Source organism: Angustibacter sp. McL0619, from assembly GCF_049994355.1.
GTDB lineage: Bacteria > Actinomycetota > Actinomycetes > Actinomycetales > Angustibacteraceae > Angustibacter.
Genome location: NZ_CP188257.1, coordinates 1878882 through 1892277, shown reverse-complemented (window position 1 = coordinate 1892277; position 13396 = coordinate 1878882). Strand labels below are relative to the sequence as shown.

Annotated in this window: 14 protein-coding genes; 9 read left to right on the top strand and 5 right to left on the bottom strand. The window is 72.6% G+C overall.

Annotation, left to right across the window (positions count from 1 at the left end; genetic code table 11):
* Window positions 1-16: 16 nt before the first annotated feature.
* The 9 genes from ACPPVT_RS08755 to ACPPVT_RS08715 all read left to right on the top strand — a co-directional run bounded on the left by ACPPVT_RS08755 (window position 17) and on the right by ACPPVT_RS08715 (window position 6230).
* Window positions 17-544 (top strand): YbaK/EbsC family protein, encoded by a 528-nt coding sequence (locus tag ACPPVT_RS08755; RefSeq protein ID WP_426566610.1) that lies wholly within the window; start codon window positions 17-19, stop codon window positions 542-544.
* Window positions 545-683: 139 nt separating this feature from the next.
* Window positions 684-1952: a hypothetical protein gene (locus tag ACPPVT_RS08750; RefSeq protein WP_426566609.1), complete on the top strand. Its 1269-nt coding sequence runs from the start codon at window positions 684-686 to the stop codon at window positions 1950-1952.
* Window positions 1952-2374 (top strand): hypothetical protein, encoded by a 423-nt coding sequence (locus tag ACPPVT_RS08745; protein WP_426567252.1) that lies wholly within the window; start codon window positions 1952-1954, stop codon window positions 2372-2374. The genes ACPPVT_RS08750 and ACPPVT_RS08745 overlap by 1 nt, the downstream gene beginning before the upstream one ends.
* A 9-nt stretch (window positions 2375-2383) precedes the next feature.
* The gene (locus ACPPVT_RS08740; protein ID WP_426566608.1) at window positions 2384-3046 is read left to right on the top strand and encodes a hypothetical protein; all 663 of its coding nucleotides are present in this window, start codon (window positions 2384-2386) and stop codon (window positions 3044-3046) included.
* Window positions 3043-3651 (top strand): hypothetical protein, encoded by a 609-nt coding sequence (locus ACPPVT_RS08735; protein ID WP_426566607.1) that lies wholly within the window; start codon window positions 3043-3045, stop codon window positions 3649-3651. The genes ACPPVT_RS08740 and ACPPVT_RS08735 overlap by 4 nt, the downstream gene beginning before the upstream one ends.
* A gap of 9 nt (window positions 3652-3660) precedes the next feature.
* Entirely contained in the window at window positions 3661-4350 is a 690-nt protein-coding gene (locus tag ACPPVT_RS08730) for a hypothetical protein (RefSeq protein WP_426566606.1), read from the top strand.
* Between the two features lie 11 nt (window positions 4351-4361).
* Window positions 4362-4907, top strand: a complete 546-nt coding sequence (locus tag ACPPVT_RS08725) for a dihydrofolate reductase family protein (protein ID WP_426566605.1) — start codon at window positions 4362-4364, stop codon at window positions 4905-4907.
* A gap of 2 nt (window positions 4908-4909) precedes the next feature.
* Window positions 4910-5689, top strand: coding sequence for an SDR family oxidoreductase (locus ACPPVT_RS08720; RefSeq protein WP_426566604.1), 780 nt, complete (start codon window positions 4910-4912; stop codon window positions 5687-5689).
* 73 nt (window positions 5690-5762) lie between these two features.
* Window positions 5763-6230 carry a nitroreductase/quinone reductase family protein gene (locus ACPPVT_RS08715; protein WP_426566603.1) on the top strand — a complete coding sequence of 156 codons (468 nt, stop codon included), beginning with the start codon at window positions 5763-5765 and terminating at the stop codon, window positions 6228-6230.
* Between the two features lies 1 nt (window position 6231).
* Here ACPPVT_RS08715 and ACPPVT_RS08710 read toward each other — a convergent pair whose 3' ends face one another.
* From ACPPVT_RS08710 to ACPPVT_RS08690, 5 genes are all read right to left on the bottom strand, one after another.
* Window positions 6232-8880, bottom strand: a complete 2649-nt coding sequence (locus ACPPVT_RS08710) for a beta strand repeat-containing protein (protein WP_426566602.1) — start codon at window positions 8878-8880, stop codon at window positions 6232-6234.
* Complete coding sequence (locus tag ACPPVT_RS08705; protein WP_426566601.1) at window positions 8880-9626, bottom strand: hypothetical protein; 747 nt, start codon at window positions 9624-9626, stop codon at window positions 8880-8882. Before ACPPVT_RS08705 ends, ACPPVT_RS08710 begins: the two co-directional genes overlap by 1 nt.
* Window positions 9627-9664: 38 nt before the next feature.
* The gene (locus ACPPVT_RS08700; protein ID WP_426566600.1) at window positions 9665-10096 is read right to left on the bottom strand and encodes a hypothetical protein; all 432 of its coding nucleotides are present in this window, start codon (window positions 10094-10096) and stop codon (window positions 9665-9667) included.
* A gap of 223 nt (window positions 10097-10319) precedes the next feature.
* Window positions 10320-11390: an NAD-dependent epimerase/dehydratase family protein gene (locus ACPPVT_RS08695; protein ID WP_426566599.1), complete on the bottom strand. Its 1071-nt coding sequence runs from the start codon at window positions 11388-11390 to the stop codon at window positions 10320-10322.
* Window positions 11387-13360 (bottom strand): DUF362 domain-containing protein, encoded by a 1974-nt coding sequence (locus ACPPVT_RS08690; protein WP_426566598.1) that lies wholly within the window; start codon window positions 13358-13360, stop codon window positions 11387-11389. Before ACPPVT_RS08690 ends, ACPPVT_RS08695 begins: the two co-directional genes overlap by 4 nt.
* Window positions 13361-13396: the final 36 nt, after the last annotated feature.

Genomic DNA, 13396 nt, shown 5'->3' with positions numbered 1-13396 from the left:
GCACTACCCTTCCTCCATGGCGGACCTCACCGAGCACAACGCGGTCGCCCGGGTGACCCAGACCCTTGCGGGCCTGGGTGTCCAGGGGCAGGTGCGGGTGCTGGACGACGCCGCCCGGACCGCCCAGGCCGCCGCCGACGCGCTCGGGGTGGAGGTCTCGCAGATCGCCAACTCGCTGGTCTTCGTCTCGGTCCCGGCCGTCGCCGACCCAGACCAGGGACGACACGAGCTGGGCGTGCCGGGCGAGCCGCTGCTGATCATGACCTCCGGCGGCCACCGGGTCGACACGCACAAGGTGGCGGACCTGATCGGGGTCGCGGACCTGCAGCGGGCGACACCGGAGATCGTCCGTGCCGCAACGGGTTTCGCCATCGGCGGGGTCGCCCCGGTCGGGCACCTGACGCCGGTGCGCACCTTCATCGACATCGCGCTGTCGCGGTACGACGTGGTGTGGGCGGCCGCGGGCCACCCGCACACGGTGTTCCCGACGTCGTACGAGGAGCTGGTCCGGATCACCGGGGGCCAGCCGATCGAGGTAGGCTAGCCAGCTGGCCCACCGGGTCTGCGGCGGTGGGGCTTTGTCCGATTCGCCCCGGTGACGCCGCCCGCGTGGCCGCGTATGGTCGATTTGGGGCGGCCTGGAGCCGCGGGAGAACGAGCACCGGGCCGGGCGGTGATCTGTGGTGGTCGGCGTAGCGGGGGGCGCGCGCGACTACCCCTACGCGTTCCACATCGCCCTGGACGGGAACGGCCTGAACGGTCTCGAGGGCCGCGCGGGGGTCTGCCTGTTCCGGTACGACCCGGCCACCGGCGACCACGCTTACAAGATCACGTACTTCGGCGGCGTTGCCGGCGGGCACGCCCCCACGGTGGACCCCGCCCGCCGCCTGGGCTTCCTGGGCAACACCGGTCAGCACCTGTTGTTCTACGACCCGGCCACGCTGGACGAGGCGGACCGGGTGTCAACGCTGCGCTTCGCCGTCCCGGACACGACCATCAAGGGCAGCACGCACCTGGTCTGGCTGGACGACACCGAGTTCGTCACCGCGATCGGCGAGCACCTGTGGCGCTTCGACGTGAACCGGCTGACCAAGGCCGAGCAGCTGGCGCCGCACGGGCTGAAGGTCCCGCACGCGATGAAGCGCACGGCGTCCGGGCGCTACGTCGTGTTCGGCGGGATGGACCACCCGACCCGTGGCGAGGCCCGCGAGGTGGGCGTCCTGGACACGCTCACCGGCGCCGTCCGCCGGGTCGAGCTGCCCACCACCTGCTGGCACCTGGTGCCGCACCCGGTGCTCGACGTGTTCTACGCGCTCTCGTTCCGGGTGGCGCCGGCGGACGGGACCGACTGGCAGCACTGGGGGATGTCGTACCTGCGCGAGTACGCCTACGAGGTGGACGCCGAGTCCGGCCGGGTGCTGCGGCACTGGTCGGCCGACCGCGACCTGCCGGCGCACATCAACTCCGACGTGACGATCTCCGACCGCGAGCTGATCTTCTGCACCGGCGGCAGCCACACGGTCGTGCTGGTCGACCTGGCGACGCTGTCGCAGCACCGGATCATCGACGAGCACCCGGGCGCGCTGGACCAGTGGACCCACGCCCGCCAGGCCGCCGCCACCGTCACCGAGGCGCTAGCCCGCGGCAACGTGTTCAGCAACGCCCACCTGTACGTCGGCGCCATGAAGGTCAGCCGCGGGGCGCTGCTGGACGGCATCTACGCCTGCCAGCTGTCGGCCGACCAGACGCTGCTGTTCACCGCGAACCGCGGGCAGAACCACATCACCGTCTACGACTACCCCTCGCTCGAGCTTCGACTGCGGGTATCGATGCCCGAGCTGCAGGAGTTCGACCCGCGGCTGCCCAGCTGGGGCGACCCCCGGCTGGGCTTCCACCACTCCTACCTCGTCAGCCCAGCCGGCCCAACCAGCCCAACCGAAGGGACGCCCTGATGGCGGACTACTCGATCGACACCAACGTCTCCGGTGGGTTGACCACCGACCTCGCCGGCCTGGACGACATGAAGCTCACCCTGGACGGCGGGACGACCACGACGCTGGCCGGCGGGACGTCGGTGAACACCAAGTCCGCCGTGACCTCGGAGTCCAAGCTGCACACCGACAGCATGGTCGTCGCGGACACCAAGGTCGCGCTGGCGCCGCTCCAGTCGTCCGTCGACCTGAGACCGGTCGCCGTCGACTCCTGCGTGCGCCTCGAGCTGGCGCCTCCCCCGCCGACAGAGGTCTGCACGCCCTACGAGCAACGCTGGGGCTGGTCGGTCCTCGGGCTGGAGCTGTTCGCGCTCAGCGTGTCCGGCCAGACGTCCACCCACGTGCGACCCGACCGGGCCTGTCCGATCGTCGTGGACCTGTAGGCGGGCGCTGTGGCCACCAAGCGCCGCGGCACGCCGGCCGCCCCCACACCGCCCATCCAGCTGCGCGGCACGCCGCGCCGCCTGGACGCGACGGTCACCGTCCAGAACACCACCGACCAGGCCGTCACGGTGCGTTCGGCGACCGTGCGCGGCGCGGACGTGCCGACCACCGCCGCCACCCTGGGCGCCAGGCTGCCAGCCGGGGCGACCGGCACCGTGCCGGTAAGCCTGAGCCTGCCCGCCACCACCGCGCCCGGCACGTACCCCGTGCAGCTCGAGGTGGCCGGGGTGGCCCGCGAGGCGGTGCTGCACGTCGAGCCCGAACCTGACCTGCAGATCAGCCCGCACCGGCTGCTCGCCGAACGGGGTACCGGGCCGCTCACGCTGCGGATCACCAACCAGGGCAACGTCTCCGTGCACGTCGCGTCGGTGCTCAAGGCGCGAGTGTGGACGAACGGCGTCGTCGGCGACCTCGACGTCACCCTCACCCTGGACGCCGCGGTCACCGTCGAGCCGGGGGTCGCACTCGACGCGACCGGCCGGGTCGCCGTCCCGGACGACCTCGACCCCACTCGCCGCCACCAGGCGCGCATCCCCCTGGGCACCGCGACCCTCGTGGTCCTGGTGCTGCCCTGCGACGACAAGCCCACCACAGCGAGGAAGAACCGATGAGCAGCAGCGCACCGACCGACGTGCTGAACGACCTGGCGACCGGCTGGGCCGAGGCGATGCAGCGCTGGTGGGACGACTCCTCCAGCGCCGTCCGGACTCTGCAACGCGGCTGGACGACCGAGCCGCGTGGCGACCAGAAGGCCTGCGGCTGCACGCAGTCCCACGAACAGCAGGACTGCGGCTGCGGTGACCCGTGCACGTGTTGCGTGCCGCAGGCCGACGTCGTCCTGCACGCCCGCGCGGGCGAGCGCCGGGTGCTCGCGTTCTCCCTGCGCAACTCGCGGCACCGCGAGCGCGAGGTGAGCCTGGAGGTCGGGCCGTGGCACGCGTGCAGCGACGAGCAGGTGAGCGTGCAGGCGCGGTTCGACGTGGACTCACCGCTGACCCTGCAGGGGTGCGAGCGCAAGGTGGTTCGGCTGCTCGTCGCGGTGAGCGCACCCAAGGACGGCGACCAGCGCGAGTCGCTCGGTGACGTCGGCGGCTGCGCGAGCGCGTACGCCGACGTCCGCTTCGAAGGATGTGCACGGCCGCAACGGATCGCGGTCGTGGTCCACCCAGCGGTGTGCGACGCTGTGGACGTCACCTGCGACTGCGGTTGCTGCTAGGAGGACACGATGGCCCAGGACGAGCGTGATCCGGAGCTGACCCGCTGGCTGGAGGTCACCCGCGAGGCCTGGCAGGCGCAGGCCGCGTGGGGTAGGGCCTCGATGGAGCTGGTGCGCTCGGCGATGGGCGGCGAGCTCGACACCGCCAGTGCGAGCCGCGCCTACGCGCAGGCGGCCCGCCGCGAGGGAACGCGCTACTGGCGCAGCGCGAGCCGCCTCGGCGCGGAGTACGTCCGGGACATCGCCCAGCTGGGCAGCGCGGTCGCCACCAGCGTCGTGGACGACGTAGCGCGCAGCCGGCAGGCGCCGGGCCACGGCCACGCGCACGCGCCGTCCGCGGAGCCGACCAGGCACCCGGCCGCTCCCCCGCCGCCCGCACCCGGCGCGGCCGGGCTTACCCTGCGCGGTTCGCCCGGCGAACGGGCATCTGGCGCGGTGACGGTGGTCAACCGGCACCCCAGGGCTCGGCGGATCGAGCTGTCGGCGGCGCCGCTGGTCGACGAGCTCGGGGTCGAGCTGGACGCGGTGATCGAGCTCGACCCGGCCCGCACGACGGTGCCGGCCGGCGAGGAGCGGGTGGTCACGGTGTCCTGCGACCTGGCTGCCGGTACGTTCGAGGTGGGCAGGACGTATCGCAGCACCATCACCGTCAGCGGCGGCGAGGAGGCCACGGTCGTCTGCGTCGTCGCCGTTGACTGAAAGGCACGCCGATGGGCAGGATCGCCGTCCACGAGTTCGTCGCGCTCGACGGGGTGTTCGAGGACCCGCAGTGGACCTTCGAGTTCGGCTTCGATCCGAGGATGGGCGAGACGCTCGCCGCGATCACCGGTGCGTCCACCGCGATCCTGCTGGGCCGCACCACGTACGAGATGTTCGCGCCGGCCTGGTCCACCCGGACGGCGGAGCAGGACCCGGGCGCGCCGTTCTTCAACGACACGCACAAGTACGTGGTCGGGGCGCGCAAGCCGAGCGTTGACTGGGGGCCTTCGACGCTGCTCGGCGCGTTCGACGCCGACGCGATCCGCAGGCTCAAGGACTCGACGGACGGTCTGATCTACGTCTCCGGCAGCGGCACCCTGGTGCGCGGGCTGCTCGCGCAGGGACTGGTGGACGAGCTGCACCTGTTCGTCTACCCCGTCGCGGTCGGTCGGGGGCAGCGGCTTTGGGCGGATGGCGTGGACGCCACCAAGCTCACGCTCACCGGGCACGACGTGTACGACAACGGCGTCGTGCACCTGGTCTACAGACCTGTCTGACCGTGCCGTCCGGTCCGCGTTCCGCTCTGGTCACCGGTGTCGGTCGGCGACGTTCGATCGGCGCTGCACTGGCGCTGGGGCTGGCCGGGGACGGGTGGGACCTGGGGCTGTCGTACTGGACGCCGTACGACGACCGGCTCGGCTACGAGCGGACCCCGGCCGACCCGGAGGCGGTGGCGGCGCAGTGTCGAGCGCTCGGTCGAAGGGTCGTCCTGCTGCCCGGTGACCTCGCCGACGTCGCCACGCCGGCCCGACTGGTCGACGCGGCGGTGAGCGAGCTGGGGACGCTGTCCGCGCTGGTCATGTCCCACGGGGAGTCGGTGGACAGCTCGATCCTGACCACGTCGGTGCAGAGCTGGGACCGCCACTTCGCGGTCAACGCCAGGGCGGTGTGGCTGCTGGTCAAGGCGTTCGCCGAGCAGCTGCCCGCCGGTCCCGTGGCGCCGGGCGAGGTGCAGGGCCGGATCGTCGCGCTGACCAGCGACCACACTGCCGGCAACACGCCGTACGGGGCGAGCAAGGGTGCGCTGGACCGGATCGTGGTGGCCGCTGCCACCGAGCTGGCCGACCGAGGGGTGCGGGCCAACGTGATCAACCCCGGCCCGATCGACACCGGCTGGATGACCGACGAGATCCGTGCCATGGGCGTGGCCGAGACGCCGGCCGGCCGGCTCGGCACCGGGCGCGACACTGCCGACCTGGTCCGGTTCCTGCTGTCCGACGAGGGTTCCTGGATCAACGGGCAGCTGCTGCACAGCAACGGTGGTTTCAACACCGGCTGACGAACCGCCGAGGTCGACAGGCCGCCACCGGCCCGCGCATGCTGTGCGTGAACACTCGTCGGAGGGACTGGTCATGTCGATCGAGAAGCTGCCAAGCGGTACCCGAGGCGGCCGCACGCCACCGAAGCTGGTCGGCAAGGTGGTCATGCCCGTGATGGTGTGGTTCCACCGGCGCAGGCACGACACGTTCCAAGGGATGTCGCTGATCTACCTGACCACGGTCGGTGCGAAGTCGGGCAAGGAGCACACGACGCCGGCCGCCCGGTTCGACCAGGACGACGGCAGCTGGGTCGTCTGCGCCTCGGCCGGTGGCGCCGCGAAGCACCCGGGTTGGTACCACAACATCGTGGCCCACCCGGACCAGGTGTGGGCCGAGGTCGGCGGGAACAGGCGGAAGGTCTCGGCGGAGCAGCTCGAAGGGCCGGCCCGCGAGAAGGCCTGGACCCAGATCGTGGCCGAGGCGCCGGGCTTCAAGGGCTACCTGGACAAGACCGACCGAACCCTGCCGGTGCTGCGGCTCACGCCGCTGGACGGCGGCTGAGTCAGAACTGCTGGATGTCGGCGGTGGTGAAGACCCCACCGATGGCGAGCCCGCTGCTGTTGCGGATGACGGTGCTCGGCGTGAACGTCACCACGCTCGTGGCGACAGTGGCCGGGGAGACCCCGGAGGCCGCCCCCAGGGTCACGGTGAGCGTCCTGGCCGCCGCGTCCCACGCGATGGTGGACTTGCTTGCCCCGGTGCCGCCGAACGTCGTGGTCGCGCCCGTGTAGGCCGTCGACCCCAGGCTCATGGTCCCGAGCCGGAAGGTGCACAGGCTCGACGTGACGCTCATCGTGTCGCTGGTGCCCGCGTTGGTGAGCGTGACGGTGGCCTGGCTGTTACCGGTGATCGACTGGTCGCCGCTGGTGGTCCAGGCCGAGCAGAACGTGCTCGGGTCCATGGTGTCGGAGAACGTGACGACGATCTTGTCGCCGGCGGTGACGCGTCCGGCGGTGCCCGAGCCGTTGGTCAGCTGGACCCCGGTGACGTAGAGGTCGACCTTCACGATGACGGCCACCGTCGAGACCAGCCCCGCGGTGTTGGTGCCGGTCAGCGTGTACTTGTAGCAGTTGCGCGACGTCCCGGTCTGGGCCGGCGCCCCCAGGATGGTGGTCGCGGCGCCGAAGGCCCCGCACACGCCGTTGCTGATCGCGGCGGTCTGCCGGGTCATGGTGCTGGTCGTGGTGGTCCACTGCGGGTCGGTCCAGTCGGTGCGGACGATCGGCCAGGCTCCGGTCGAGCTCGACGTCGTCGGCACGGCCGCCGAAGCCGCCTGACCGTTCACCGTGAGACCCCCGCCGACTGGAGCCGATACGTCGACCCGGACGGTCGTGGAGATGGCCACGACGTTGCCCACGTTGTCGGTCCCGGTCAACGTGTACCGGTAGCACCCGGTGGCCAGCCCGGACTCGGCCGGCGATCCGGTCAGTGTGGTGGCCGGGCCGTAGCCGGAGCACGCCGTGCCGCTCAGCGTGCCCGTCTCACGGGTCAGCACGCTGGACGCCAGGCCGGCTGCCGTGGTGGACGGCGCCTCGACGTACTCGGTGCGGGTCCCGATGGCGAACGAGCCGGTGGAGCTGTTGGTCGTCGTCCCGGCTGCGCTCGCCGTGCCGCCGTTCACCTTCAGGACGCCGCCCGCCGGGGCCGTGTTGTCCCGGGTCACGGCGAGTGCCGTGATGACCGTGTTGCCGGCGCCGTCGGCGCCGACGATGTTCTGGGTGCCGGGCGCCGCGGAGCCGGCGGTCCAGGTGTAGCTGGCCGAGGTGTAGGTCTTGGTCGGCGCCGCGCCACTGCCTGTGCTGACCGTCTCGGCGCTGTGCGTCCAGCCGGTGGTGGCGACGACCGGGAAGGTGGACTGTGCCGGGCCTGACGCCGCGTCCGTGATGGCCGCGGCGAGCTGGAAGGACCCCGCGACCGTGCCCCGGAAGAACAGCCGCCCAGGGGTCAGGAACGCCCCGGTGGCGGAGGCCAGCGACAGGCTCTGGCTCGGCAGGGTGGTGTCGACCTGGACCGTCGTGGAGAGCACCGAGGCGTTCCCCACCCGGTCGGTGCCGGTCAGCGTGTAGCGGTAGCAGCCGGTGGCCAGCCCGCTTTGGGCCGGCGTGCCGACGAGCGTGGTCGGGGCACCGAACGAGCCGCACGCACCGTTCGTCAGGGCGGCTGACTGCGCCGACAGGACGCTGCTGGACACCCCGGACCCGACGTCGCCGGCGAAGTCGATCCTGGAGCCGATGCTGAACGAGCCCGTCTTGTTGCCGCTCTGGCTGCCTGCGCCGCTCGCCGCGACCGTGTTGACGGTCAGCGCGCCGCCGGTCGGGGCCGCGGAGTCGGCCGCGAAGGCGACCGGGATGCTGGAGGAGTTGCCGGCCACGTCCTTGCCGACCACGTTCACCGAGGCCGGGGTGCCCGGCGACGCGGTCCAGGTGATCGGGCTGGACTGGTAGGTGATGGTCGGTGCAGACCCGGTGCCGGTGCTCACGGTCTCGGCCGGGTGGGTCCAGCCCGGTGCGGACACCAGGGGGAACGTGGCGGAGCCCGGGCCGGACTGGGCGTCGCTGACGGCCAGCGTCAGCGCCACGCTGCCGGCACTGCCGCTGCGGAACCACAGCGTCGCCCCCGACAGGTAGGCGCCGGGGGCACCGGCCGCCGTCCCCAGACCCAGGCCTGGGGCGGAGCCGTCGATGTTGACGACGAGGGCGTTGCTCGACGTGCTCTGCGCCGTCCACGTGCGCAGCACGGCGGTGACCGTGTACGTGTAGGTGCCGTTGCCGACCGAGGTGTCGGTGCAGGTCGTGGCCGCCGCCGACAGGTACGTCGCGGGCAGCGCGGGGTCGGTGCCGCACGCCTTGGACGCCGTGGCTCCTGCGTGCCGCGTCACGTAGTACCCGGTCAGCGAGGCACCCAGCGGCGGCATACCGGCTGCCCAGGTCACCTTTACGGTGTTGGCGACCTGGGTCGCGGTGAGTGCGCTGGCCGCGGTGATCGCGCCGGTGGACGCGAGGCCGGAGCCGCTGCCGGTCGCCGACCAGCTGGCGTGGGCCGTCGTCGCTGGGCCGAGGCCGAGCGTCGCGGTCAGGGCAAGCAGCCCGCCGAGCGCCAGCTTCGGCAGCCGGGCGCGGGAGGGGCGACGGTGCTTCGGGCGGACGCTCATCAGGGCACCTGCGCGGCGGAGCCGTTGAAGGCCAACGGGAAGACGACGCCCTTGCAGGCGTCCTGGTTCACCGCGACGAGGTTGGTCAGCGTGATCGGAAGCTTCACCTGGCGCGACTGGCCTGCGGCGATCTGCACCAGCGGATCGCGGGCGGACCGGTAGTCCCCGACCGTGACCCAGGAGGCCGCGCACCCAGGCTGTGCCGGGTTGCCGACCGAGACGGTGAGCGTGAGCAGCCGGATCGCGGACGCGTTCGGGTTCTGCACCCGGACCGACAGTGTCCGGGTGGCGCCCGGGAGCAGCTGACCGTTCGTCGTCGATGAGGTGATGCTGAACGGCACCCCGGAGCCGGATGGCGTCGCCGTCGGGCCAGCACTGGTGCTCGGCGTTCCGCCGGGGTTCGTCGTCCCGGGGGTGGTCCGGGTCGTCGTCGGGAAGGGCGTCGTCCCGACGGTCGTCGGGTCGGACGTCGTGTGGTCCGAGTTCGTCGTCGTACCGGTGGTCACCGACGAGCCGGCGGTGGGCGCCGTCGTCGGACCGGTACCGGGCGACTGGTCGCCGGACGGGGTGGGGCGTCGGCCGCCCGAGGTTGCGTCCGGGGCGGCACCGTCGAACAGCTGGCTGAGCAGCAGCCCGGCGACGGCGAGCAGGCTGAAGGCAGCGAGCACCCACCACCCCGCAGCAGCGCGGCGACGCTTCGCCGCCGGCTGCTCCGGGGTGGTGCTCGGCTCAGTGCCGTCAGCCATCGTCGCGCCCGCTGCTCGTCAGCCCGGACCGATCCCGGTCAGTTGACCGAGTACGACAGGTTGACCGTGACCGACTTGCAGGCGTCCTGGTTGGCGCCGGTGTCGATCATGTGGATCGCCGCACCGGTCGATGCGCCGGTGAACGCCGTTGCGCCCGAGGCGAGGTTGGCCGGGGTGATGGTCGGCTGGTCCACGTCGAAGTTGGCGGCCGTGCACGTGGGCGAGCTCGTCCCGGTCACGGCGATCGACACGGACGTGATGAACTGTGCACCCGGGCTGGGGTTGTTGACGGTGAAGTCGATCGGGACCGCAGGCCCGTCCGGGTACAGACCGTTGACGGTGCTGTCCTGCGTGACGGTCACCGGCACGCTGGTGCCGGCCTTCGCAGTGCCGGTCCCGCTTCCGGTGGTGGTCCAGTAGGCGTAGGCGGTGCCAGCGCCGACGAGGACGATTCCGGTCGCAGCCGCCACGAGTGCGACCCGACGCCTTCCAGTAACTCGCATTGCATTCTCCTCAGCAGGGGGGCCGAGTCGGATTGCTCCCGCTTGGCCAGGTGATGGGCAGTTCGTGACAGTGCGTGGTCCATCCAGTGCCGTTGTGACGGCAACAACACCCCTTCGGCCTATTGCCGAGGCAACTTGAGTGACGCGTCGTGAGGGACGGGGCCATCCGGGTGGGACGGCCGGAGCGGCTCTACAGAGAGCGCGGCACCAACGGCCGCGCCGCCCGCACCTCGGCCGAAGGCGAGAGCCCCTCCCGCACCCAGCGCGGCACCTTGTCGCCGACGAGCAGCCAGGCCAAGGACGACGCGAGCGCGTCCCGCCCGGACCGCGGCGAGTAGCCCAGCGCTGATGCTCGCGCGTGGTCGTACCAGTACCAGCGGCCCACCGTGTCGGCCTCGTCGGCGGTCACCAGCGGGGCGGACGACGTCAGCCGGCCCCAGCCGTCGGCGACCTTCACCATCGCTTGGGCCAGCGGGCGCGGCACCTCCAGGAACGGTCCGGGCAGACCGGCCAGCTCGGCTACCGTGGCGTGCAGCGCGCGCCAGCTCAGGTTCTGCCCGCCCAGCAGGTACCGCTGCCCGGCCTCGCCGCGCTCGAGCAGCAGGACGTGGCCGTGTCCGACGTCCCGGGCGTCGACCACGTTGCACCCGCCGGGGTAGGTGCTGCGGGTCAGGTCGAGCAGGTAGCGCAGCACGATCGCGTTGCTCGGCACCAACCGCGCTGCCGGTCCGCCGAGGACGACGGTCGGCAGCGCGAGCAGGACCGCGACCCCGCCGTGCTCCCCCGCCTGCAGGGCGAGCCGCTCCTGCTCGACCTTGCTGGCGTAGTACGCCGGCGCAGGTTCGTCGCCGAGCACGTCCAGCTCCGTGCGGGCCACCGCGGTGGCCGCAGACCCACGGGTCACCGAGGACGACGTCACCACCACCCGCCCGGCGCCCGCGTCGGCCGCCGCCTGCACCACCGCCACCGTCCCGGTGGTGTTGACCCGCTCGACCTCTGCCGCGCGCTCGGCCCCGAAGGCGTACACGGCAGCGCAGTGCACCACCGCATCGCACCCGGCGAAGGCGGCGCGCAACGAGTCCGGGTCCGCCAACGACGCGCGGACCGTCTCGAAGTCCTCACCGATCACCGCGCCTGGCCCGGCGCCCGGCACGTCGACCCGGCGGCGCACCACGGCCCGCACCTGGTGCCCGGACGCGGCCGCCGCCGCCACGACCTGGCCACCGACCAGACCGCTCGCCCCGGTGACCGCGATCCTCACCGGGCCACCCCCGGGCTGCCCCGGAAGTGCCGGAAGCCATGCACGTCGACCTCGGGCGCCGGCGGGGCGGGGACCCCCGCCCATCCTGGCCGCTGGTCGCTGAGCCACTGGGAGGCCAGGTCCACCAGGGCCTTCACGGTCTGGGTGACCAGCGGTCCGTCGTCCTCCGGCTCCCGGCCGATCCGGGACTCACGGCCCTCGTACTGGGCCTGGAGGTTGTCGAAGGTGATGCTGAAGAAGCGTCGGTAGGCGTCCTCGACGAGGTCGTTCCTGACCTCCGGCACCCGGTCCAGGTCGACGGCCTCCCAGAAGGCGGGCAGCGTGAACAGCTGCCGGCCGCGAACCGAGAGCCGCGTGCGGCCGCCCCCGACGTCGGTGAAAGCCAAGGTGCCGTCGTCGTAGGTCGCCGAGCCGTTCGGGCTGTGCACGGTGCGCCAGTGCAGAGCGTGCCGCGCCTGATCGCGCTGCACGAGCTCGATCTTGCAGACGTCGATCGGCAGGCCGCCCCAGTGCGCCAGGTAGTTCGGCTGGGGAAGGTAGAGGTTGCGTTCGGCCTGACGCACCGACCGGCCGCCGCCGTCAGTGCTGACGGCGACCCGGCGACCGCCCAGGTAGTCGGCCATCAGGCTGATCCCCTCCGCCACGTCCACCCGGGCGACGAAGTCCGTGAACGGCGCCTCGATCACCCGGGACGTCTCGAACACCACCGACCGGTCGAGCAGGCGCCAGCGGATCGGGCCGGGGACGTCGGGAACACCGTCGAGCACGGCGTCGAGGTCCCCGAGCACGTCGGGCAGCTCGTCGTAGCTGGCCGCCGTCCACTGCGCCGGGTCGAAGCCCAGCGGCACGACGACCCTGGCCACCCTGTCCTTGGCCATCGTCGTCGTCCAGCCCTCGACCTGCTGGGCCACCGCGGCCGCCGCCCCGAGCAGCCCCACCAGCGCACCGCGGGCGACCGGGTCGTCGGCCGCGGCGACCATCGGGGTCAGCAGGCCGCGCAACGCGTTCAGCACCGGGTCGCCACCCGTGCTGCCCGCGTCCGGTCCGCCGGTCGCGGCGGCGAGCACCCGGGCCAGGTTCGAGCTGGCACCGGCGTGGCGCGCGGCGTCCCGGACGAGCGGGTGGGCGCGCACCCAGCCGGGGAACGGAGTCAGGTCGCCGACGACCAGTCCGGCGGCCGGGCGGGTGCGGGTCAGTGCTCGCTGGACCAGCCGGGATGCCGCCGGATCCTCGCCCTGCAGACCGGCCAGCACGACGTCCAGCCGCAGCGCGTCGGTCGCGGCGACCAGCGCCCCGGTGTCCAGCTCGCTCAACAGGTGCCGGCCGTCCGGGCCGTGGCTGGACACGGCGGCATCGACGATGACCAGGGTCGGCGGGTAGTGCAGCAGCAGGTCGGTGGCCACGTCGGCGGGGTCCGCGCCGGGCACGGACGGAGCAGCCAGCAGCAAGGCATCCAGGGCACCGGCATAGCCGTCGACGGCGTCGGTCACGCTGCGGCACAACACGATCCGGACCTCGGCCCGGGCCCACGCCTGAGACACCTGACGGCCGTGCAGCACACTGCCCGGCGGCACGTCCGCCGGCTCGGTGAGCTCGTCCAGGTCCACGACGTCGTACCGGTGGCCGGCCGTCGTCCGACCGGTGTGGCCGGCCGCGGCAGCCAACGCGTCGAGCGACTCGTAGCCCCGGTCGCGGTCCGCGGTGCGCAGTGCGGAGCCGACGACGACGTCCGCGAAACCGTTGTCCAGCAACAGGTCCACGGCGGCCGTCACGAGGCCGGGTGGCACCGGCGCGGGCTGGGCCAGCACTACCGCAACGACCGCGCGGCGGCCACGTCGTCCGGCCAGGGCGCCGGCCAGCGGTGCCGAGGAACGTCCGACGGCGTCCAGCAGCAGGGCCGCCGGGTCGTCGCCACCTCGCACGACGCAGCCCACGACCCGGTCCTGGTCTGCCCCGGTGGCAGCGCTCACCCGATCATCAGACCAGGTGGCTCGCGCCGTCGTCCA

Bases quoted from the DNA above. Each gene is read 5' to 3' on its own strand.
- ACPPVT_RS08745 (WP_426567252.1), top strand. From the start codon at position 1,952: ATGGCGGACTACTCGATCGACACCAACGTCTCCGGTGGGTTGACCACC.
- ACPPVT_RS08730 (WP_426566606.1), top strand. From the start codon at position 3,661: ATGGCCCAGGACGAGCGTGATCCGGAGCTGACCCGCTGGCTGGAGGTC.
- ACPPVT_RS08735 (WP_426566607.1), top strand. From the start codon at position 3,043: ATGAGCAGCAGCGCACCGACCGACGTGCTGAACGACCTGGCGACCGGC.
- ACPPVT_RS08755 (WP_426566610.1), top strand. From the start codon at position 17: ATGGCGGACCTCACCGAGCACAACGCGGTCGCCCGGGTGACCCAGACC.
- ACPPVT_RS08705 (WP_426566601.1), bottom strand. From the start codon at position 9,626: ATGGCTGACGGCACTGAGCCGAGCACCACCCCGGAGCAGCCGGCGGCG.
- ACPPVT_RS08725 (WP_426566605.1), top strand. From the start codon at position 4,362: ATGGGCAGGATCGCCGTCCACGAGTTCGTCGCGCTCGACGGGGTGTTC.
- ACPPVT_RS08715 (WP_426566603.1), top strand. From the start codon at position 5,763: ATGTCGATCGAGAAGCTGCCAAGCGGTACCCGAGGCGGCCGCACGCCA.
- ACPPVT_RS08710 (WP_426566602.1), bottom strand. From the start codon at position 8,880: ATGAGCGTCCGCCCGAAGCACCGTCGCCCCTCCCGCGCCCGGCTGCCG.